This window comes from Actinomadura rudentiformis (assembly GCF_008923185.1).
GTDB classification, from domain to species: domain Bacteria; phylum Actinomycetota; class Actinomycetes; order Streptosporangiales; family Streptosporangiaceae; genus Spirillospora; species Spirillospora rudentiformis.
This window is the reverse complement of record NZ_WBMT01000025.1, coordinates 1-19181: the sequence shown is the minus strand read 5'-3', so window position 1 is coordinate 19181 and position 19181 is coordinate 1. Positions and strand designations below refer to the sequence as shown.

Below are 19181 nucleotides of genomic sequence, written 5' to 3'. Positions count from 1 at the left end.
CCGTCCGGGGACCGGCTGAGCCCCGGATGGAATCCCACCCCGGCGGGGCCAGCTGATGGGTACTGGTTCAGGTTCAGCTGGGATGCTGCCGTGGGAGGCGTAGGGTGGCGATCTCCCACGGGCGTAGGGGTCTGGTGACGCCGCCGGAGATCGTTGCGGTGGTGGGGCCGGGTTGCTCGGCGACGAGGCGGAGTTCCAGTTCGCCCTCACGTTCGCGCAGGCTGCTCATCACCACGCCCTCGCCGCTCACCTCGATACCGTGCCGGGCGGGCGGCAGGGGTGCGCTGGAGGGGCCGTAGCCTGCGGCTGTCAGAAGGTCGTGCCGGAACGACTCGGCGGCGGCGAGCACATCCGCGCCAGGATGGGCCCTCACGCCCGGATGGGCGTCCGGGCCGGGATCCGCACCCGAGTACGGCATGATCGCGAGCTCCATGACCCGTTCGCCCCGGCACTGGGCCTTCGGCGTCGGGAGTTCGGGGCCGGCGGGCTGGTCGCGGTTGGCGTTGTGATGGCGCGACAGGTAGCCGACCGAGCGCACGAGGGTCAGCGCCAGTTCCCGGCCGTCGCCGGTCACCTCGTACTCGGTGACGTGCTCCAAGAGGGCCGCCAGCCCTCCCGCGGCCACGAAGGCGGAGGCGGGGAACGTCGGCAGGGGCACTTCGCCGCAGCCGCCTTCCGACGCCAGGCCGCGTTCGACGATCGCGAACTGGCCCTCCGCGAAGGACGAGGACGCCGGGACCGGCAAGGGCAGATGCAGGCGGACCCGGTGGTCCTCGCAGCGGTTGTCGAACGACACGCGCAGTCGCACGAACGGCTCACCGGCACGCAGTTCGACGCGCATCACGACCGGGACGGTCTCCTCGGCGTCGGAGCGCGCGTCGTCGACGAGGTCGCCCCTCGCGGGCCATCGATACGTCCGCACGACGTCGAACGCGGCGACCAGCGGTCCGGCCGATACGGCGCGCACCTCGACCGACTCGGGGGTGTCCACGAGCCGGTCCAGGCGGGGTGGCGCGTAGTTGTACGTGTCGCCGAGGTCGCCGCCCTCCATCACCCGTCCGAGGCCCTCCATGACGTGCCCGAGACCGTCCATCACGTGCCCGGAGCCGTCCATGGTCTGGCCACCGGCCGCCGCGATCGAGAACGTGCCGTCTTCGGCGATCTGGACACGCAGCAGGCCGTTGTCCAGGACGTCGTCGCCTTCGGCTCGGACCGGCCGTTCGACCGCGGCGGTCCCCGGAACGGGACGGACGGAGATCACGCCCAGCGGCGGCGCCTCCACCTGGGCGACGACCGTACGGCGCGGGTCGGCGATCGTGACGACGCGCCACTCCCCTTCGGCATCGCGTACGGCCTCGCGAACGTCGGCGATGTCGAAGGGGGTCTCGGCGCGCTGTGTCACGAAGAAGGTCAGTGTCCGGCCCGACACGGTCCAGTCGCGGATGTCCTGGCCGAACAACGAGCGCCCGAACACCCGGTTGAGCACCATCGGGAGATCGGACGCGGGATGCACGGCGTCGTCCAGTGTCGTCGCGGCGACTTCGAGCGTCTGCGTCGGGTACGTGCGTCCCTCGGCGTCCTCCAGCACGACCTCGCCCTCGGCCGCGACGTCCAGCACGACCATCCCGGTGCGGCGCGCCGGAGTGGGGTTGAAGACGAGGTGGCCGTCGAACGGCACCGCGGCCGCGAGCCCGGCGGTCACCAGGTCGCACACCGCCCGCCCGAGCTGCTCGGCCTCGGCCATGCGGGCCGCGACCTGCTCGGCCGTCTCGTCACTGCCGCAGCCCGTCACGGAGTCGTGGCAGCTCACCTCGATCAGGCGGCGCCAGGCCATGTCCAGGAAGCTCGCCGCGCTGCCGTCCCACCAGAGCGCGTCGAGCGGCTCGGCGTAGCGTTCGACCAGACGTTCGGCCCGGCTCATGGCCTGCTTGAGGTGGGCACGCGCCGAGATGACGCCCGGCAGGATGTTGGCGCGGGCGTAGGAACGCAGCTCGCCGCGCACGCGCAGGAGCCCCTCGGTCGAGGTGTCCTGAGTCGCCATGTATCCGGCCAGGGTGTCCAGCCTCGTGCCACCGCCGAGGCTGTCGATCTGGTCGGCGAGGTCGCTGGCGGGAGCCGTGTGGTCGGAGCCGTACATGGCCAGCAGCGGGCCGCCTTCGGGACGCCAGGCACGCATGCGTGCGGCGAAGTCGGCCACCCGGCCCGGCAGGAGCTCGGCGTCGGCGACCTGGCCGACGCCGTGTTGCATGTCGCCCTGGCCGGCGTCCTGGCCAGCGACCTGGCTGACAACCTGGCCGGCGGCCTGGCCGTCGTCGTATTTCCCGTCGCCGTTTTGTCCGTCGCCGTATCGGCCCGCCTCCTCGAACATGCTGGCCGCATTGCCGTATCCGCCTTCGGGGAGATATTCGGTGCGGATGGCGGTCCCGTCTGGGGACTCCCAGGCGAACGCGTGTGTCCGTACAGCAGAAGGAACGCCCCGCCAGACGCACGCGTGCTCGATCCCAGCAAGCCGCAGGATCTGCGGAGTCTGCGCGCAGTGACCAAACTGATCGGGCAGATAGCCGACGCGCATGGCCGCGCCCAGTTCCTCCGCCCGGCGCAAGCCAAGCTCAAGGTTGCGGATGATGTTCTCGCCAGAGCACAGAAACTCGTCGTGCAGGATCTGCCAAGGCCCGACAGCCAGCCGCCCCTCTCGGACGAGGGCCGCAACCCGTTCGCGGCGTTCCGGCCGGACCTCCAGGTAGTCGTCGACGGCCGCCATCTGCCCGTCCAGCGTGAAGTGCTGGCGCGGGTCGGCCTCCATCCGGTCGATGACCTCGTCCAGCAACGCGACCAGCCTCAGCCGGAAGCGTTGGAACGGCAGGTACCACTCGCGGTCCCAATGGGTGTGCGGGACGACGACGATCGAGGTCTCGGTGGCCTCGGTCATCCGCATAGCGCGATCACCTCGTTCTCGTGGGATTCAAGGCGGTGCATGCCTCCGGCCAGGGCGGGCACCCGGACGTCGTCGCCCCGTACGGCGAGACGGCTGCCGTCCGGGCGGACGAGCACGGTGCCGTCGGCGCCGAGGGCGATCAGCTCGTCGTCCACCCTGAGCACCATCGGTGCGTCGCCGCCGGGCCCGGTCGTCACGGCCGTACGACCGGCGGCGATCGCGCCGAGCACGTCGTCGCCCTCCGCGAGCACCCAGGTCGTGGGCTCGCCGAGCGACTTGTGCTGCGCCGGATCGTGGTAGTCGCTGCCGCCGAGCGGGACGACGTCGGGCCGCCAGAGCGACGCCCACGACAGCGGGGCGCCCCAGCGCCGGTCCCACCAGGAGGAGTGCCAGATCTCGGCGTGACGGGGGCGTGCCTCGGCCGGCAGGTCGCGGCGCCAGGCGCAGTCGCCGCTGAGCGGGTGGTTGATGGAGATCACGCCGCCTTGCCTTCCGGTGAACGCGACCCACTCGTCTGACGGTTTCCGGAAGTCCACCCAGCCCGTTTCGCCGAAGACGTTGGCATGTCCGAGGTCGGTGGTCACCTCCTGGCCGGGCACGAGGACGATTCCGGCGCGGGCCCCGGTGGCCGCCAGCTCGGGGTGGTGGCTGACGGTGTTGTGGTCGGTGACGGCGAGGAAGTTCAGGCCGCGTTCGACCGCGCGGCAGGCGAGTTCGGGAACGGTGAGGGTGCCGTCGCTGTGCACGGTGTGGGAGTGAAGATCCCCGGCGAGCCAGCGCATCCCCGCCGGGGCGGGCAGATCTCTGACGGGGGCCCTCTCGGGTATCGATGGCCAGGCGGTCTCCGCCGGAGCGGGCGGAGCGGAAGCCGAGGTGACCACGGTGACCTCGTACGGGACGCCGGTCGCCGGGATCCGGTGCAGGCCCAGCCACACGTGCCAGATTCCGGGCTCCGGCTCGCCCGGCAGATACCCGGGCGTCGCCCACTCCGCCCCGATCGTGAACTCGCGCCTCGCTCCCCCGGACCAGCCGCGGAAACCGCCCGGGCCGTGGCAGCCCAGGTCGATGACGCCGCCCTCGAACGACAGCTGGACGCTGATCGACGCCGTTCCCGGTGCGACCTCGAAGGGCAGCTCACGCAGCCCTTGCTCCAGCCTGTCCTCCAGCGTCCACCGCCCGCGATGCACCGCAGTCGTCGTCGCCGTGCTCACCACACCCCCAGAAATGACCGTGCCACCAAATGGAGAACGTGCGTCACGCTGGCCCCCTCACGCTGGCCCCCCTCACGCTGGCCCTGGTCACGCTGGCCCTGGTCACGCTGGCCCTGGTCACGCTGGCCCCGGTCACGCTGCCACCGTCACGTCGTTTCCGTTCACCAGATCTCCATCGCTGTAGAGCAGGGCGCGTCCCGCGCGCGGCACGGCCCAGCCGTGCTCGTCAGGCTCGGGTTCGCTGCCTTCGCCGACGAGCGCGTGGATCAGGACTCCTTCGACGTCCAGTGTGACCAATGAGGAGCTGCCGAGATTCTCGACGACCGCGACACGGCCGCTGAACGACCCGTCCACGGGGCTCGGCGAGTAGTCCAGATAGTCGGGCCGCACCCCGTACACGACGGCCTGCCCGTCGGTGACGAGCCCGCGCGCCTCCTCGGGGAGCGGCAGCAGCACGCCCGCGGCCTCGACCTGCTCGCCCCGGACCCGCGCGTCGACAAGGTTCATCGGGGTGGAGCCGATGAACGCGGCGACGAAGAGGTTCGCCGGGCGCCGGAAGACCTCCGCCGGAGTGCCGATCTGCCGGATCCGGCCGGCCTCCATGACCGCGATCCGGTCGGCCATCGCGAGCGCCTCCGCCTGGTCGTGCGTGACGAAGACGGTCGTGACGCCCAGCTCGCGTTGCAGCTTCTTGAGGAACGTCCGTGCCTCCAGCCGCAGCCGCGCGTCGAGGTTGGACAACGGCTCGTCCAGCAGGAACACCTGCGGGCGGGCCACCATCGCACGCGCCAGCGCGACCCGCTGCTGCTGGCCGCCCGACAGCTCGCTGGGGCGGCGCGCCAGGAGCCCGTCCAGGCCGAGTTCGGCGGCCACGTCAGCGGCTGCGGCGTGCCGTTCGTTCTTGGCGGCCTTCTTGATGCGCAACGGGTAGGCGATGTTGTCGGTGACCGACATGTGCGGGAAGAGCGCGTAGTCCTGGAAGACCATGCCGACGTCGCGGCGCCCGGGCGGCAGCCGCGTCACGTCCGTCTCGCCGATCCGCACGGAGCCCGCCGTCGCGGTCTCCAGGCCGGCCACGGTGCGCAGCAGCGTCGTCTTGCCGCAGCCGGACGGGCCGAGCAGCGCGAAGAACTCGCCGTCCGCGATCTCCAGATCGAGGGCGTCGAGGGCCCGCACGCCGCCCGGATAGACCTTGGTCAGGCCGCTCAGGGTGATGACCGCCATCAGCGCTTGATCCCTCCATGGAAGCGGAATCCGTACCGGCGGCTCACGAAGAGGTACATGCCCACGACCGGCAGGGAGTACAGCAGCGAGAACGTGGAGATCAGGGCGAGATCGGGCTGCCCGCCCTCGGTGTAGAAGGTGTACATGATCACTGATGCCGGGGCCTTGTCCGGGTCGCGCAGCAGCAGGAACGGCATGAGGAAGTCGCCCCAGACCTGCGCCACCGTCCAGACCATGACCGTGGCGAGGCCGGGCCGGATCACCGGGACGACGACGTGCCGGAGCGTCTGCAGCGGCGTGGCGCCGAAGACCCGTGCCGCCTCCTCGTACGACGTCGGCGTGGCGTCGGTGAAGTCCTTGAGCACGAAGATGGCCGCCGGCAGCAGCCCGCCCGTCAGCACGAGGATCACGCCGAGATGCGAGTCGATCAGGTTGAGGTTGAACGCGAGCAGGAAGATCGGCACCATCGCGGCCGTGCCGGTGATGATCGACGACAGCAGGAGCAGCACGTACAGCAGCACGTCACGGCCCGGGATGCGCACCCGGCTGAGCGCGTACGCGGCGAGCGCGGCACAGGTGACCACCAGCGCCGCCGCACCGGCCGCGAGGATGATCGAGTTACGCAGCGAGGCGAGCGCGTACGGGTTGTCCATCAGCACCTGGAAGTTGTGCAGGGTGAAGTCCGGCAGCGACGCCGAGATCCGCGGGTCGGAGTCGAACGGCGTGAACGCCAGCCAGAGCAGAGGCAGTGAGAAGAAACCCAGCACGAGGGAGACGAAGGTGGCGAGCCCGATCCGCCTCAGCACCTCACGCACGCTCACACCGCCACCCCCTTTCTCCGCTTGCCGCGTCCGCCGCGCCTGCCGTGTCCGCGCCTGCCGCGTCCGTCGCGTTCGCGGCCGTCGCGTCTGCCGCCTCCGCCGCGTCCGCCGCGTCCGTCGCCTCCGTCGCGTTCGCGGCGTTCGCGGAGGGCGCGCAGGTAGAGCAGAGCGATCACGAGGTTGATGAGGATCATCACGAGCGAGATCGCCGCGCCGAAGCCGAGCCGCCCGTCGCCCAGGGCGGTCCGGTAGACGTAGACCGACATGATCTCCGACTTGCCGTCCGGCCCGCCCGCGGTGATGAGGAACGGCGTGAAGTCGTTGAACGTCCAGAGGCTGACGAGCAGCAGGCTCGTCAGGATGTGACCGCGGATGCGCGGGAGGACGACGTCGCGCAGGGTCTGCAGAGTGGACGCGCCGGCCAGCCGGGCGGTCTCCAGATGCGACGGCGGAACGTTCCCAAGGGCGGCGCTGTAGAGCATCATCGAGAACGCGGTGCCTCGCCAGATGTTGAAGACGATGATGCACGCCATCGGATGGTCGAGCAGCCACGCGGTCCCGGGCGTGCCGAGCAGGGCGTTCAGCGTGCCCGAGTCGCGGTCGAGCAGGGCGATCCAGAGGAACGCGATCACCGAGCCGGGCAGGATCCAGGCGAGCAGGATCACCGCCTCGACCAGCCGCCGCACCGGCCCTGACCGGTCGCGCATCACCCAGGCGACCGAGAAGCCCAGCACCGTCTGGCCGATGACCGCCGAGCCGACCACGAACTGCAGCGTGAGCCACAGCGAACTGTGGAATTCCTCGTCACCCAGCACGGACGTGTAGTTGCCGGTCCCGACGAACTTGGGATCACTGGCCGCGATACCGGTGAGCCGGTAGTCGGTGACCCCCAGGTAGAGCGTCCAGACCGCGGGGAAGACGAGGAACACCGCGATCAGCACGAGCGCCGGCGCGACGAACGCGGCGGCACGCCGGGTGCCGAGTCCCGCCGCGTCGTCGTTCACCCTGCGCGACGGCGTCGGGCCCGTCGCGGCGGCGGTGGTGGTCGGCTCAGCCGGTGGAGATGTTGGCGGCGCCACCGACGATGCCCTCCAGCTTCTTGGTGTACTGCGCGGCCGCCTCGTCGGGGGTCTTGCCGGAGACGACGCTCGCCGTGGCCTCCTGCAGCGCGGTCGAGACCTGCGGATAGGCGGCGAGACCGGGCCGGTACGCGGTGATCGGCAGGACCTTCTCCGCGATGTACGACAGGAAGGCGTCGCCCTTGAGGATCTCGGTGTTCACGTCCGTCCGGGAAGTGATCTCAGGCGTGCCGGCCGTCCGGGCCTTGTGCATCTCCGGCGAGTTCATGAACGTCAGCAGCTCAAAGGCCTGCTGCGGATACTTGGTGTTGGGGTTGATCACGGTGACGGCGCCGCCGGACATGCTGACGAACGACTGGCCGCGGATGGCCCTGCCGGGCGTGATCGCGGGGAACATGGCGTACCCGACGGCCTGGTCGCGATCGGCCATCTTGGCGATCCCCGTCTTCGGATTGATCACGTCGCGCCAGAAGTAGTCGCCCTCCGCCAGGATGCCGATCTTGCCGGCGGCGAACGCGGCGAACGACTTGTCGCGGCCCTTGGCCTCCTGCTGCAGCTTGGGGTCGCCCAGGCCCTGACCGTAGATCTTGGAGTAGAGGCCGAGCACCTCCTTGACCGCCGTCCCTCCGCCCGTCCACTTGCCGTTGGCATAGACCTCGGCGCCGGCGCCGGCGAGCAGTGGCAGGACGCCCTGCATCGAGGTGGCCTCGCCCATCGCGGTGCCCGCGTTCAGCTGGATGGGAGTCACCCCGGGCACCTTCTTCAGTGCCTGACCGGCGGCGATGATCTCGTCCCAGCTCTTGGGCTGCCAGTTGGCGGGCAGACCGGCCCGTGCGAACAGGCGCTTGTTGAAGTACAGCACCCGCCCGTCCGTGCTGGCCGGGATGCCGTACCGCTTGCCGTCGAACGTGGCCAGGCCCTGGACCGACCTGGGGATGTGCGCCCAGCCGTCCCACGTGTCGGCACGGGCACCCGCCACGTTCGTGAGCGGTGCGATGTAGCCGGCCTGGGAGAACTCGCCGACCCAGATGCCGTCCATGTCGAAGACGTCGGCGCCCGACCTGGACTTCAGGTCGAGGGCCATCTTGGTCTTGTACGGCTCGTCGTCGACGCCGTAGCCGCGGAAGGTCACCTTCGCGGTGACGCCCTTGGCCTTCTGGGCCTCGACGAACCGCGGGATCACCGTCTTGGTGATCCACTCGGCCTCTTCGGTGTTCTTGCCGCCCTCGATGGCGTTGCGGGTGATGACGAGGGTGAAGCTCTTGGCCTTGGCGTTCCGGTCGGGATCGGTCGAGGACGAGCCGCCGCCGCACCCGGCGACGGCCGCGCCCGCCATGAGGAGCGCGGCCATCGCACCGATGCGCCGCCGGGAGCCGGAGCCCCACGGGAAAAGCGGCCGCCGGGAGCCGGAGCTCCGTGAGAGAAGCGGCCGTCGCGAGCCGGAGCTCGGCGAGAAAAGCGGCCGTCGCGAGCCGGTGAGCGGGCGCCGCGAGGCGATGGGGAGTCGTCTGGAGTCGGAGGGGGACCGTCGGGAGCCGGCGGGAGAGAAGTCCACGGTGACCTCCATTGCGTGTCACCGTTAACGTGAACGAAGAAAGCGATCACGTAAAGACCCCGCCGGGTCACGGCTTGTTCAAGATCACGGATCCATGAGCTCGGCGCTGCGCGCGGCGAAGACCTCCATCGCCTTGCTGGTGATGGGTCCCGGCGCGGCCGGAAGCGCGGTGCCGTCCACGGCGTGGATGGGCTGCACGTCCCGGGTCGTGGAGACGAGGAACGCCTCCTCCACCTGGTAGAGCTCCTCCAGCGGGAGGTCCTCCTCGTCGGCGCCGAACCACTCCAGCACCAGCGCGCGGGTCACCCCGGCCAGGCAGCCGGCCGTCAGCGGCGGCGTGATGAGACGGCCGCCCTTGACCACGAAGATGTTGCTGCCGGTGCCCTCGGACAGGTTGCCCACCAGGTTGCCGAAGATCGCCTCGCCGCCGCCGCGCTCCTTGGCGTAGGCGAGCGCGAGCGCGTTGTCGGCGTACGACGTCGTCTTGAGCCCGTTCAGCGCGCCCCGCTCGTTGCGCGGCCACGGCACCACGGTGACGTCGGTGGTCGCCGGGAACGGCTTCTGCTCGGCGGCGATGATCGAGATCGTGGTGCCCTCGTTCCCGCGGTCGGAGCCGAGCGGGCCGGGGCCGCTGGTGTAGGTGATGCGGATCCGGGCCAGCGGCCACTTGGGCGCCGCGGCCAGGACCTCCAGGGTGCCCTGGGCCAGCGCGTCGTGGTCGGGCTCGGGCAGCCCGAGGCCGGCGGCGGAGCGGGCCAGCCGCTTGAGGTGCCGGGTGAGGGCGAACGGCTCCCCGTTCGTCGCCTTGACGGTCTCGAAGACGCCGTCGCCGACGAGCATGCCGTGGTCGAACACCGACACCTTCGCCTGCTCAGGGTCGAGCAGTTCCCCGTTGAGCCAGATCTTGCCCTGCCCGGTCGTCACCGGAAGCCACCTCCAATAGCCGAGCTGCCTTGAGCTCGGTCTCATGCCATTCCCGGAGCGAATCGGACCCCCATGTGATGCCGGCGCCGGCGCCGAACCGCAGCAGGCCTTCCTCCGCCCAGAAGGTGCGGATGCCGACCGCGAGCGCGGCGCGCCGGGAGTCCGCGTCCACCCAGCCGATGGCTCCACAGTACGGGCCCCGCGGAACGGGTTCGAGTTCATTCAGCAAGGTCAGCGCGCTGGACTTGGGCGCACCGGTGACCGACCCAGGTGGAAACGTGGCCCGTAGCAGCTCGGGCCAGCCGTTCGGCTCGGCCAGCCGGGCCCGGACGGTCGAAACGAGATGCACCAGGCCCGGGGCCTCTTGGGGGACGCACAACCCCGGCACCGTCACAGACCCGATCTCCGCGACCCGTCCCAGATCGTTCCGGACAAGATCGACGATCATCACGTTCTCGGCGCGGTCCTTGGGCAGCAGCTCCTCCACCGTACGGGCCGTGCCCTTGATCGGCCCCGACTCGACCACGTCGCCGTCCCGGGCGAGGTAGAGCTCCGGCGAGGCGCTGGCGATCTCCAGTCCCGGCAGCCGCAGCGTCATCGCGTACTCCGCCGGATGCCGCCGTGCGAGCCTCACGCCCAGCCCCGCGATGTCGGCGCCCTCGGGCATCGTCGCCGAGAGGATCCGGCACAGGTTGGCCTGGTAGACGACCCCGTCGGCGATGGCCGCCCGTACGCGTTCGACGCCCCGTACGTACTCGGCCTGGCTCAGCGAGCTGTGCCACTCCCCCGGCGGGCCCCACACGCCCTCCGGATGCGGCGCCCGCCGGACGTGCTCGAACCGGGCACAAGTGATCTTGCCCTCATAGGTGACCACGACGGCCCACCAGCCCCGCGAGTCCAGCGCCGCCGGGTCCGTCGTCACGTCGGCCAGCCCGGTGGCCAGCAGCCCCCCGACGTGAGCGAACGCATCCTTCATGCTCTCAGTGTGACGCGGGCGATCAGGCGTCACGCATCCTGGGGCAGGATGCAGCCGAACGAGTCGGCCAAACCTCGCATCCCGGCCTCCGTGGCCGTCAGCGCCCGCCGTGTGCTCCCCCGCTCGAACCACCCGAGCTCGATCATCCTCTCGGTGAGCGCCGCCCCCACCGCCCCGCTCAAGTGCGGCCTGCGCTCGGTCCAGTCGAGGCAGTACGCCGCGAACCGCCGACGCCCCTTCCTCAGCCTGGCCACATCGATCCCGAGCTCACCCAGGCGTTCCTCGCCCTTCTCCGTGACCTCGGGCTCGTCCGACTCGATCAGCCCGGAGTCCACCAAGGCGGCGAACAGCGCCACTCCCGCCTCTCCTGCCAGATGGTCGTAGCACGTCCGCGCCGTATGCAGCCGCCGGGCGTCCCGTGACTGCTTCAGGCTGCGCACCGTCACCGGCGGGCTGATCCGGCTCAGCGCCTCGATGACCTGGGCGATCTCGGGTCCCCTCAGGGAGTAGTACCGGTGCCGGCCCTGCTTGATCACCGTGACCAGCCCGCCGTCCAGCATCCGCGCCAGATGCGAGCTGGCCGTCTGCGCGCTGATCCCCGCGACCCGGGCCAGCTCCCCCGCCGCCAGCGGCCGCCCGTCCAGCAACGCCGTCAGCATCGCGGCCCGGGCCCGGTCGGCCAGCAGCGCCGCCACCACCGAGATGTCGGAGTCGTACGCGAGGTCACCCATGCCTGGACCTTATGCGTTCCAAGCTTCGACGCCCGTCGAAGCGACGCCCGCGAAACCGGTTTGGGGAAGCCGCGACTTCACGCTAAGGTTTTCCTCGTCGCCGCAAGGGGCCCCGGCCCCGAGCAGCACAAGCGGAAGTGGCTCAGTTGGTAGAGCATCACCTTGCCAAGGTGAGGGTCGCGGGTTCGAATCCCGTCTTCCGCTCTGAGGGGCCTTGCGGAAGGCCTCCCTCTGGTGGAGTGGCCGAGAGGCGAGGCAACGGCCTGCAAAGCCGTGTACACGGGTTCAAATCCCGTCTCCACCTCAACCCGTACTTCCCAAGAAGCACGGACAAGGGCGATTAGCTCAGTGGGAGAGCGCTACCTTGACACGGTAGAGGTCACTGGTTCAATCCCAGTATCGCCCACCACCCTTTCCCGAGGTCAAAGCCTCGTCCCAACAAGATCGGGACGAGGCTTTCGCCGTCTCCTGGCGAGAAACTGGAGATCATCCGCCGGTGAGCACTACCGTGCAACGCTCATTCCCCCGCGGCTCGGGCACGCTCGGTAATCGTGGCTGCAAGGTCGAGTGGGACGATCCGGAGGAGATGGCGCCGTTCGTCAGCTGTCAGTTGCGCGACAGAGCTGTCCCAGCGGGCCTGCAGAACGTCCAGGACGCGCTGTTGCATGTCAGGGGTGACGTGCTCGTAAACGTCGGCCATGCCGGGCAGTTTGTGGCCTAGCCGGGCCGCCCGGGCGACATCAGGGATGAGGTCGTCGGCCAGCCAGGTGCGCTGGGTGTGGCGGCCCTCGTGGAAGGTGAACCCGGCCAAAATGGCAGGCGTCCGGACCTCCGGATCGGGACTATCGGGGTTGCCGTCCCAAGCGGGCCGCCAGAATCGGCGGCTGAAGTTGCTACAGCGCAGCGCACCGCCTCGCGCGCCGGTGAACGCGCGGCGGTACGGGCACTCATTGATCAATGCCTCATAGAGGGTTGCCAGGAACGGCGGCAGTTGAATCCACCGTTTGGAGGCGGGGCTCTTGGGCCGGGGTGCCTCTTCTATCTGCCCGCCGGCTTCCCGCAGCGGCCGGCGCACCGGGATCTGCTTGTTGGTCCGGTCATACAGTCCGGGCCACTGGGAGATCAGCTCTGACCATCGCGCACCGGTGTAGGCATCCATCAGCGTCAGAACAAACCCAGGGTAGCCGGCAAGATCGGCCATCCGCAGTGCCGCTCTGAGCACCTGAACCGGCGTGGCCACCAACCGCTCCACCTCGTCACCACCCGAGGTGACCCGGATCCCCTGACAGGGGCTGGCCGGAATCTTTCGGGCGCGAACGGCAGCGTTCATAATCGTTGAGAACAGGGAGAAGACCGAGGCCACGGTGGACTCGGCAAGGCTGTCATGCAACTCGTTGACCCACCCCTGCACCTCCAGATGGTTGTTGACGATCAGGATGAGCGGCCAGTCCTCCCACTGCGGAAGGATGTGGTTACGCAGCTGCGAGCGGTACTTGGCTTCGGTGTTGATCGCCAGGCGGCTCACCGACAGCCAGTGCTCGGCGAAGTCAGCAAAACGCGTCTCGCCCTCGTCAGGATCGATCCAGGTGCGGCGCCGGATCATTGCTTCCTGTTCTTCCCCCCAGTGTTCGGCCGCGGTCTTGGTCTCGAACCCAGGCTCGGACCCATAGGTGCCATCGGGCCTCTTGTAGCGGGCCCGCCATTTCTTGCCCAAGCACTCGGCATATGCCAACTTCTTCCTCCTTTCTGATCCGGTCGGTCTGCACGAAGACGACTCACTGGGGCGTGGGCGGCATCGGCCTGACCGGTGCTCTGCCGCCCTGTCGCACGATCTGCGTGAGGTCGTTCTCGCTGAAGCGCAGGTGCCTGCCGATGAACGTGCAGGGGATCGCACGGGACGCGGCCTTCTTCCGCAGCCACGACTCGGGAATCTTCAAGACACGCGCTGCCTCGCTGGGCGTGTACACGCGTAGCTCGTCCATGCCGCAAGCACATCTGCCGGAGCTCGCAAACCGCCCACAGAGCACTGCACACCGTGGCTGCGGTCCCACCCACAACTCCCTTCGACTGTCAGTGGCTTGACAGTCGCCCTGCGGCTGGGTGTTGGCAGCGTGTGAGGTGTCGCCCATTCCCGATCAAGCGCGGAGGACAACCGTCGGAGTACGCGGTGTAACTCCTGTAGTGCCGGGGCGTGAGCGCTGACCGGCGTGGAGCGTGGCTGTGGTGGCACCGCAGCGGTCGCAGCGGCGGTCTTCCTCCTCGGACGGCTTGATGGGGTCGATGCAGGCGGGGCAGACCAGTTGGTGCGTGGCCCATGTGGCGGTGTGAGCGACCATGGGGAAAGGTCCGATGTGCGGGCAGCGGCTGCCCTTGCCCGACAGCAGGTCGAGCGCGAACTCGTCGAACTTCGCCTTGATCCATGCGGCGTCGGACGGGCCGACGCTGGAGCCGGTCTTCTGGGCGTGGAGGTTCATGTAGCGGCGAACGTCGGAGACTGCTGCTTGGAACTGGTCGTCGTAGGCGGACTTGGCAACGTTCACAGTGGGGTCCCTTCGAGGGTGTTGAGCGGGTTCAGGGACAGCGCGAGATGAGGGCTGTCCCCGTCAAGAGCGGTTGTGAGCTGGGGCGGAGACAGCGGAGACAGAGGAGACACAGGTTCTTCGGGCACGTAGTAGTGGCCCTTGCCGTCGCTGTGGAGCTGGTTGTCGTCGCCCATCCGCTTGACCGTCTTCTTGGTCAGGTCATAAGAGATGCCGGTGGCCTCGCTGATCTGTTTGGGGCCTTGGCCGGGGTGGTGTCTCAGATGGGCGATGATCGCGAGGCGGGTGTCGATCATGGCCAGTTCGTCGGCGGGCTGGTCGAGCATTCGCCAGGTACCGGCCTCGGCGTTGAAGGCCATGGCATACTCGGACTCGTCCACATCCCGTCCGGTGACCAGGAGGACGCCGTCCGCTTTGCCTCTCGTCCGCCGGAGGACGAGGATCGCGTCCGCGGCTCCGGCGATGCCGTTCGTCCCGGAGACGTCCGCGAGGAAGTCGTCCGATTCGATCTTGCGGGTGTGGTGGACGACGAGGAAGGTGACGCCGTACCGGTCGGCGATGGCTTTGATCTCGCCGACGGACCGATAGTCGGTGTCGTAGGCCGACATTCCGACCTGTCGGGGACCACGCACCTTGGCGAAGACGTCGATCACGACCAGGCGGGCGTTCGGGTGGGCGTCCAGCCATGCGGTGATGCGGTCGACGCCGCCTTGGCTGAGGGCGGGGCATTCGATCACGCACGTCAGGTCCTTCGGGGGCATGGCCCCGGCAAGGACCGTCCGCAGACGGGACTGGAGTCGTCGGCCTGTGTCCTCCAACGCCAGATAGAGCGCGGGGCCGGCGTCGACGTCGACCTTGCCCAGAGCCTTGCCCCCTGAGGCCACGGTGACGGCAAGGCCCAGGGCAAGCCATGACTTGCCGACCTTCGGGGGCCCGGCAAGGACGGTTACGCCCCCCGTTGCGGCTGACGTACTGGCCCGCCCACGCAGGCGATCACGCTCGCCGACCGAATACTACCTCGGCTGGGGTGCAGTCGAGGTCTTCGGCCAGGACGAGATAGAGCGCGTTGTAGACGCAGTTGGCGGGCAGTTCCCAGGCGCACGACGAGCGTGGAAGATCGCTATGGTTATGCTCCAACGGTGCTCGAGGAACTCATGCCGCCCACCGTGGCGATAGCGGAAGTGTTCGGCGACGTGGCCGATGTCGAGTTGTTCCCGGAAGAGCAGGCGGTGATCGCCGTGGCGATCGAGGGCCGCCGCCGAGAGTTCACCACCGGACGCCACTGCGCGCATCTGGCGTTGTCACGGTTGGGACTGCCGCGCACGCCACTGTTGCCAGGTCCCAGTCGTGCGCCGATGTGGCCGCCCGGAATCGTCGGCAGCATAACCCACTGCGAGGGCTACCGGGCCGCGGCCGTCGCGCACGCACAGGACATCGGCAGCGTCGGTATCGACGCCGAACCCAACCAGCCTTTGCCCGAGGGCGTCGCAAGGCTCGTGGTCTTCGACGACGACTACACCGTGCCTGCCGGCTACGGTGTGCACGCCGATCGTTTGCTGTTCTGCTGCAAGGAGGCGGTCTACAAGGCCTGGTATCCGCTTACCGGGCGTTGGCTGGGCTTCGAGGACGTGCGCGTCAGGATCGAGGAATTGCGCTTCACCGCCAAGCTGAAAGTTCCCGGGCCGATCCTCGACGGCGTCGAAGTGACCGGCTTCACCGGCCGGTGGATCGCCCGAGACAGGCTGATTCTCGCGGCAGTCGTCGTGGGCTGACCGACACCCATTGGAGCAGAACTCAGCCCACGGGGACCTCAAACGTTGAACCGGAACGTCGGATACTCTGCTGTGAGCTGCGGAGATGCGGTTTTGCGTGAGCGGATCCAGCACGGTCGGCACCTTGGTTCTCAAGACATCTGATCCAGGCGTCGTATGAGGTCTGTACCGGAAAGATCGACGGCAGCTTGTCGAAGCTTCTCATGTGGGGGGTTTCCGTGTTTGCGCTGCGGCAGCGGCGCGGATTTGGCGCGTAGCATTTTCAGTGAGCGGGCCAGGATGTGGCGGGTTTCGCGGGGGTCGATGATGTCGTCGACCAGCCCGCGCTGGGCCGCATAGTAGGGGTGCATCAGTTCGTCGCGGTATTCGTCGATGCGTCGGGCCCTGGCCAATTCCGGGTTCTTGGACGCGGCGATTTCCTTGCGGAAGATGACGTTGGCCGCGCCCTCGGCGCCCATCACCGCGATCTCGTTGGTCGGCCACGCGTAGGACAGGTCCGCGCCGATGGAGCGGGAGTCCATCACGATGTAGGCGCCGCCGTAGGCCTTGCGCACGATGAGCTGGATGCGCGGCACGGTCGCGTTGCAGTACGCGTACAAGAGTTTCGCGCCGTGGCGGATGATGCCGCCGTGTTCCTGGTCCACGCCGGGCAGGAAACCGGGCACATCGACCAGGGTGATCAGCGGGATGTTGAACGAATCGCAGGTGGAGACGAACTTCGCGGCCTTCTCCGAAGAGGAGATGTCCAGCACGCCTGCCATGTTGTTGGGCTGGTTGGCGATGATGCCCACGACATGGCCGTCGATGCGCGCCAGCGCGGTGATCACCGATCCGGCGAAGCGCTCGTGGACTTCGAGGAACTCGGCGTCATCCACGACCTCGGCGATCAGCGCCCGCATGTCGTAGGGGCGTTGCGGATCGGCGGGCACCAAGTCCAGCAGCGCGTTGTTGGGTCGGTCGATGGTGTCGTCGGTGGCGGCGACCGGGGGCTGCTCGTGGTTGTTGGCCGGCAGCATTGATATCAGGTACGGACTCCTTCGAGGCAGGACTGTTCGTCGTCGTGGACGAAATGCGCCACACCCGAGATCGCGGCGTGAACGTCGGCGCCGCCCAACTCGTTCTGGGTGACCTTCTCCCCGGTCACCGCCTGGACAACGTCGGGTCCGGTGATGAACATCTGCGAGGTCTCGCGGACCATGAACACGAAAATCGGTCAACGCGGGTGCGTAGGCGGCGCCGCCCGCGCACGGGCCGACCATCACCGAAATCTGCGGGATGACACCCGAGGACGCCACGCAGCGGGAGAAGATGCCGCCATAGCCGGCCAGCGCGGTCACACCCTCCTGGATCCGCGCCCCCGCCCCGTCGTTGATCGACACGATCGGGGCGCCCGCCGCCAGCGCCATGTCCTGAATCTCCGGCGATATATTGCCGAGAATGTCGCCAACCTTGATGCCAAAAGCAGATTTCAAGCTGGAGTGATAGTTGGCATGCGTCGGCTCGCAAAGGCTGGACAAACTGGGCCCGATTTCGGCTCGCAGATTGACCTCGATGACTCAAGAGTCACAGAGGTCTGAGTATCTCGATGACCCACCCGTTTTGTGCTGGTGTTGAACCACTCGACTTTCGCACTTTCCGGCCGTCGGCGGAAAGTGCCGGGTGATCGCGGGTTGACGACACTCCGGGGTTGAGGGGGTGCGTGCGTCGTGGTGGTGCGGGAGGAAGCATCGACCTGTCCTGATCCACTCTGCAGAGAGCAATCCGTCGATGCTTCCGCTGCAGCCGGGGTCGGGTGGGGAGTGAGCCTCCTGTGGTCGGGGGTTGGGGTGATCGCGCCGGTTCGGAGAGGTGCAGGCCTGGGGCAGCCAGACTTACCTGGGCCCACGGACCCCGGGGGGCGTGCCGGAGGTCCGGCGACATGATGATGGATGGGGTGTCCCCCGGCCTGCCGGGGGATGTGACCGCTCAGTCTTTGGAGGCCGCCCACGTCGTTCCTGCTCGGCAGGGCGAGTGGTCCAGACAGCAGCTTGGCAGGAGCCGGTCACATCGGCATCGGTTGAGGGAGGCGGCCCCGGTCAGGCCCGTTCCCGTTCCGGTGGCGACGCGGTCGCCCTGGTCCGATCGGCCTGGCCGGGTGGTCAGGTCCAGTGAGGGCGTCGTCGCCGAGTTCGTTCAGGATGTGGACCGCTTCGAGGACGATGCGGCGGGCTTGGGAGAGCGCTGCACGTTTGCCGTCGATGCGGTCCTTGACCTGGGTGTAGTACTGGTGGCCGGGCGCGCCTGCGCGGGAGTGGTTCGCCCGCCTAGCCTCATCCGGTCACCGGCACGCGCGTCCCGAAGTTGGATTCGAACACCCCAGACGGCCGACACTGATCAGACAGCACGAAAAATCTGACAGGGCCCCCCGGAGACTCTGATGTGCTGATGTCCTACCCGGCGGGCAGGATGGGCGCGGGAGGTACAGATGAGCGACATCGCGGACGTTCCACCCGCCGTTGTGGGCCGGTTCCGGGTGATCTGCGGGGAACTGCCCGAGGCGTACGAGGAGCCGTCGTGGATCGGCCTGCGGTGGCGGATTCGCCGGCGGACGTTCCTGCACGTCTACACCACCGACGAGAGGGGGTCGGCGTACATCGATATGGACGATCCGGCCATCCTGATGACCTTCCGGGCGCCGCCCGGGGAGTTGGCCGCGCTGGCGCATGCCGGCCCTCCATTCTTCCGGGCCGACTGGGGTGTGAATGTCGTGGGAATGGTGCTGGACGACGAGACGGACTGGGTCGAGGTTGCCGAGCTGGTGACGGACAGCTATCGCGTGCAGGCGCCCCGCCGCCTCGCGTTCCGGCTGAAGGCAGGTGGATGAACCGCCGGCTAGCTCCCCACGTTGCCGCTTATCCAGGTTCGGTGCTGAGAAACATTCCTATTCACGGTGGGATAGGTCGGGTTGCCGCACTGGCCAGAGATATTTCAGGAGACGATTCCGATGACGACATCACCCAGTGCCGCATGCTCCGGCCGTCTGGCCGGAGCATGCGGGTGCAGTTCATTCCGGGCGTGATCGGCTTCACGAACTGGTAGATGCCTTCGCAGGTCCACCGCGGCGTGACATCGAGGAAGACCTCGCGTCGTTCGTTGGGGAAGCCCGCATTGCCGGTCTTTCCGTAGCCGGTCGTGACTACCTCGCCGGTCGGCACCGCGCCCTGGCTGGGCAGTGCGGGTGCGATGAAGGGCTCCGACAGCAAGATGGGCTGGTCAAGCGCAGGATCGCGAGATCGCCGTCCATTGCCGGGACGCGCTTTCACTCGGTTCGGGTATCGGCCTCGAGCACGGTGAGGTCGCGCACCGCATACCGGTGATGCTCGGCCTCTTCCTTGAGCACGACGCTGAGGCAGCGGCGTACGACGTAGTCCTTG

At 68.5% G+C, this 19181-nt stretch carries 16 protein-coding genes, 3 tRNA genes and 1 pseudogene; 5 read left to right on the top strand and 15 right to left on the bottom strand.

What is annotated here, in order from left to right; translation table 11 throughout:
• Nucleotides 1-73: 73 nt before the first annotated feature.
• From F8566_RS40870 to F8566_RS40830, 9 genes are all read right to left on the bottom strand, one after another.
• Complete coding sequence (locus tag F8566_RS40870) at nt 74-2935, bottom strand: glycoside hydrolase family 38 N-terminal domain-containing protein (RefSeq protein WP_225993971.1); 2862 nt, start codon at nt 2933-2935, stop codon at nt 74-76.
• Nucleotides 2926-4146: a CehA/McbA family metallohydrolase gene (locus tag F8566_RS40865; RefSeq protein WP_151568200.1), complete on the bottom strand. Its 1221-nt coding sequence runs from the start codon at nt 4144-4146 to the stop codon at nt 2926-2928. Before F8566_RS40865 ends, F8566_RS40870 begins: the two co-directional genes overlap by 10 nt.
• Nucleotides 4147-4278: 132 nt before the next feature.
• Complete coding sequence (locus tag F8566_RS40860; protein ID WP_151568198.1) at nt 4279-5370, bottom strand: ABC transporter ATP-binding protein; 1092 nt, start codon at nt 5368-5370, stop codon at nt 4279-4281.
• Entirely contained in the window at nt 5370-6191 is an 822-nt protein-coding gene (locus tag F8566_RS40855; RefSeq protein ID WP_151568196.1) for a carbohydrate ABC transporter permease, read from the bottom strand. The genes F8566_RS40860 and F8566_RS40855 overlap by 1 nt, the downstream gene beginning before the upstream one ends.
• Complete coding sequence (locus F8566_RS40850) at nt 6188-7195, bottom strand: carbohydrate ABC transporter permease (protein WP_151568194.1); 1008 nt, start codon at nt 7193-7195, stop codon at nt 6188-6190. The genes F8566_RS40855 and F8566_RS40850 overlap by 4 nt, the downstream gene beginning before the upstream one ends.
• A 46-nt stretch (nt 7196-7241) precedes the next feature.
• Nucleotides 7242-8621, bottom strand: coding sequence for an extracellular solute-binding protein (locus tag F8566_RS40845; RefSeq protein ID WP_225993970.1), 1380 nt, complete (start codon nt 8619-8621; stop codon nt 7242-7244).
• 288 nt (nt 8622-8909) lie between these two features.
• Entirely contained in the window at nt 8910-9749 is an 840-nt protein-coding gene (locus F8566_RS40840) for an aminotransferase class IV (protein ID WP_225993969.1), read from the bottom strand.
• The gene (locus F8566_RS40835; protein ID WP_151568190.1) at nt 9697-10725 is read right to left on the bottom strand and encodes a chorismate-binding protein; all 1029 of its coding nucleotides are present in this window, start codon (nt 10723-10725) and stop codon (nt 9697-9699) included. The genes F8566_RS40840 and F8566_RS40835 overlap by 53 nt, the downstream gene beginning before the upstream one ends.
• 29 nt (nt 10726-10754) lie before the next feature.
• On the bottom strand, nt 10755-11456 hold the full coding sequence (locus tag F8566_RS40830) for an ArsR/SmtB family transcription factor (RefSeq protein WP_151568188.1): 702 nt from the start codon (nt 11454-11456) through the stop codon (nt 10755-10757).
• Between the two features lie 131 nt (nt 11457-11587).
• Between F8566_RS40830 and F8566_RS40825 the strand changes: the two genes are divergently transcribed.
• The 3 genes from F8566_RS40825 (at nt 11588) to F8566_RS40815 (ending at nt 11865) form a co-directional block, all read left to right on the top strand.
• Nucleotides 11588-11660, top strand: a tRNA-Gly gene (locus F8566_RS40825).
• Nucleotides 11661-11689: 29 nt separating this feature from the next.
• Nucleotides 11690-11760: transfer RNA gene (locus F8566_RS40820), tRNA-Cys, on the top strand.
• Nucleotides 11761-11790: 30 nt separating this feature from the next.
• A tRNA-Val gene (locus tag F8566_RS40815) sits at nt 11791-11865 on the top strand.
• Nucleotides 11866-11973: 108 nt separating this feature from the next.
• On the opposite strand, the gene F8566_RS40810 is transcribed toward F8566_RS40815, so the two are convergent.
• The 4 genes from F8566_RS40810 to F8566_RS40795 form a co-directional block, all read right to left on the bottom strand.
• Entirely contained in the window at nt 11974-13188 is a 1215-nt protein-coding gene (locus F8566_RS40810) for a tyrosine-type recombinase/integrase (protein ID WP_225993968.1), read from the bottom strand.
• 43 nt (nt 13189-13231) lie between these two features.
• Entirely contained in the window at nt 13232-13438 is a 207-nt protein-coding gene (locus F8566_RS40805; RefSeq protein ID WP_225993967.1) for a helix-turn-helix domain-containing protein, read from the bottom strand.
• Between the two features lie 153 nt (nt 13439-13591).
• Entirely contained in the window at nt 13592-13996 is a 405-nt protein-coding gene (locus F8566_RS40800) for a hypothetical protein (protein WP_151568186.1), read from the bottom strand.
• Complete coding sequence (locus F8566_RS40795; RefSeq protein ID WP_151568184.1) at nt 13993-14985, bottom strand: AAA family ATPase; 993 nt, start codon at nt 14983-14985, stop codon at nt 13993-13995. Before F8566_RS40795 ends, F8566_RS40800 begins: the two co-directional genes overlap by 4 nt.
• A gap of 150 nt (nt 14986-15135) precedes the next feature.
• On the opposite strand from F8566_RS40795, the gene F8566_RS40790 reads away from it, so the two are divergent.
• The gene (locus F8566_RS40790) at nt 15136-15768 is read left to right on the top strand and encodes a 4'-phosphopantetheinyl transferase family protein (protein ID WP_192810114.1); all 633 of its coding nucleotides are present in this window, start codon (nt 15136-15138) and stop codon (nt 15766-15768) included.
• Nucleotides 15769-15974: 206 nt separating this feature from the next.
• Here the strand turns inward: F8566_RS40790 and F8566_RS40785 are convergent.
• A pseudogene (locus tag F8566_RS40785) lies at nt 15975-17228 on the bottom strand (acyl-CoA carboxylase subunit beta); the annotation flags it as partial.
• Between the two features lie 1004 nt (nt 17229-18232).
• On the opposite strand from F8566_RS40785, the gene F8566_RS40780 reads away from it, so the two are divergent.
• Nucleotides 18233-18631 (top strand): MmcQ/YjbR family DNA-binding protein, encoded by a 399-nt coding sequence (locus F8566_RS40780; protein ID WP_151568182.1) that lies wholly within the window; start codon nt 18233-18235, stop codon nt 18629-18631.
• A 61-nt stretch (nt 18632-18692) separates the two neighbouring features.
• Here the strand turns inward: F8566_RS40780 and F8566_RS40775 are convergent, their stop codons facing one another.
• On the bottom strand, nt 18693-19010 hold the full coding sequence (locus tag F8566_RS40775; protein ID WP_151568180.1) for a serine protease family protein: 318 nt from the start codon (nt 19008-19010) through the stop codon (nt 18693-18695).
• Between the last annotated feature and the right edge of the window lie 171 nt (nt 19011-19181).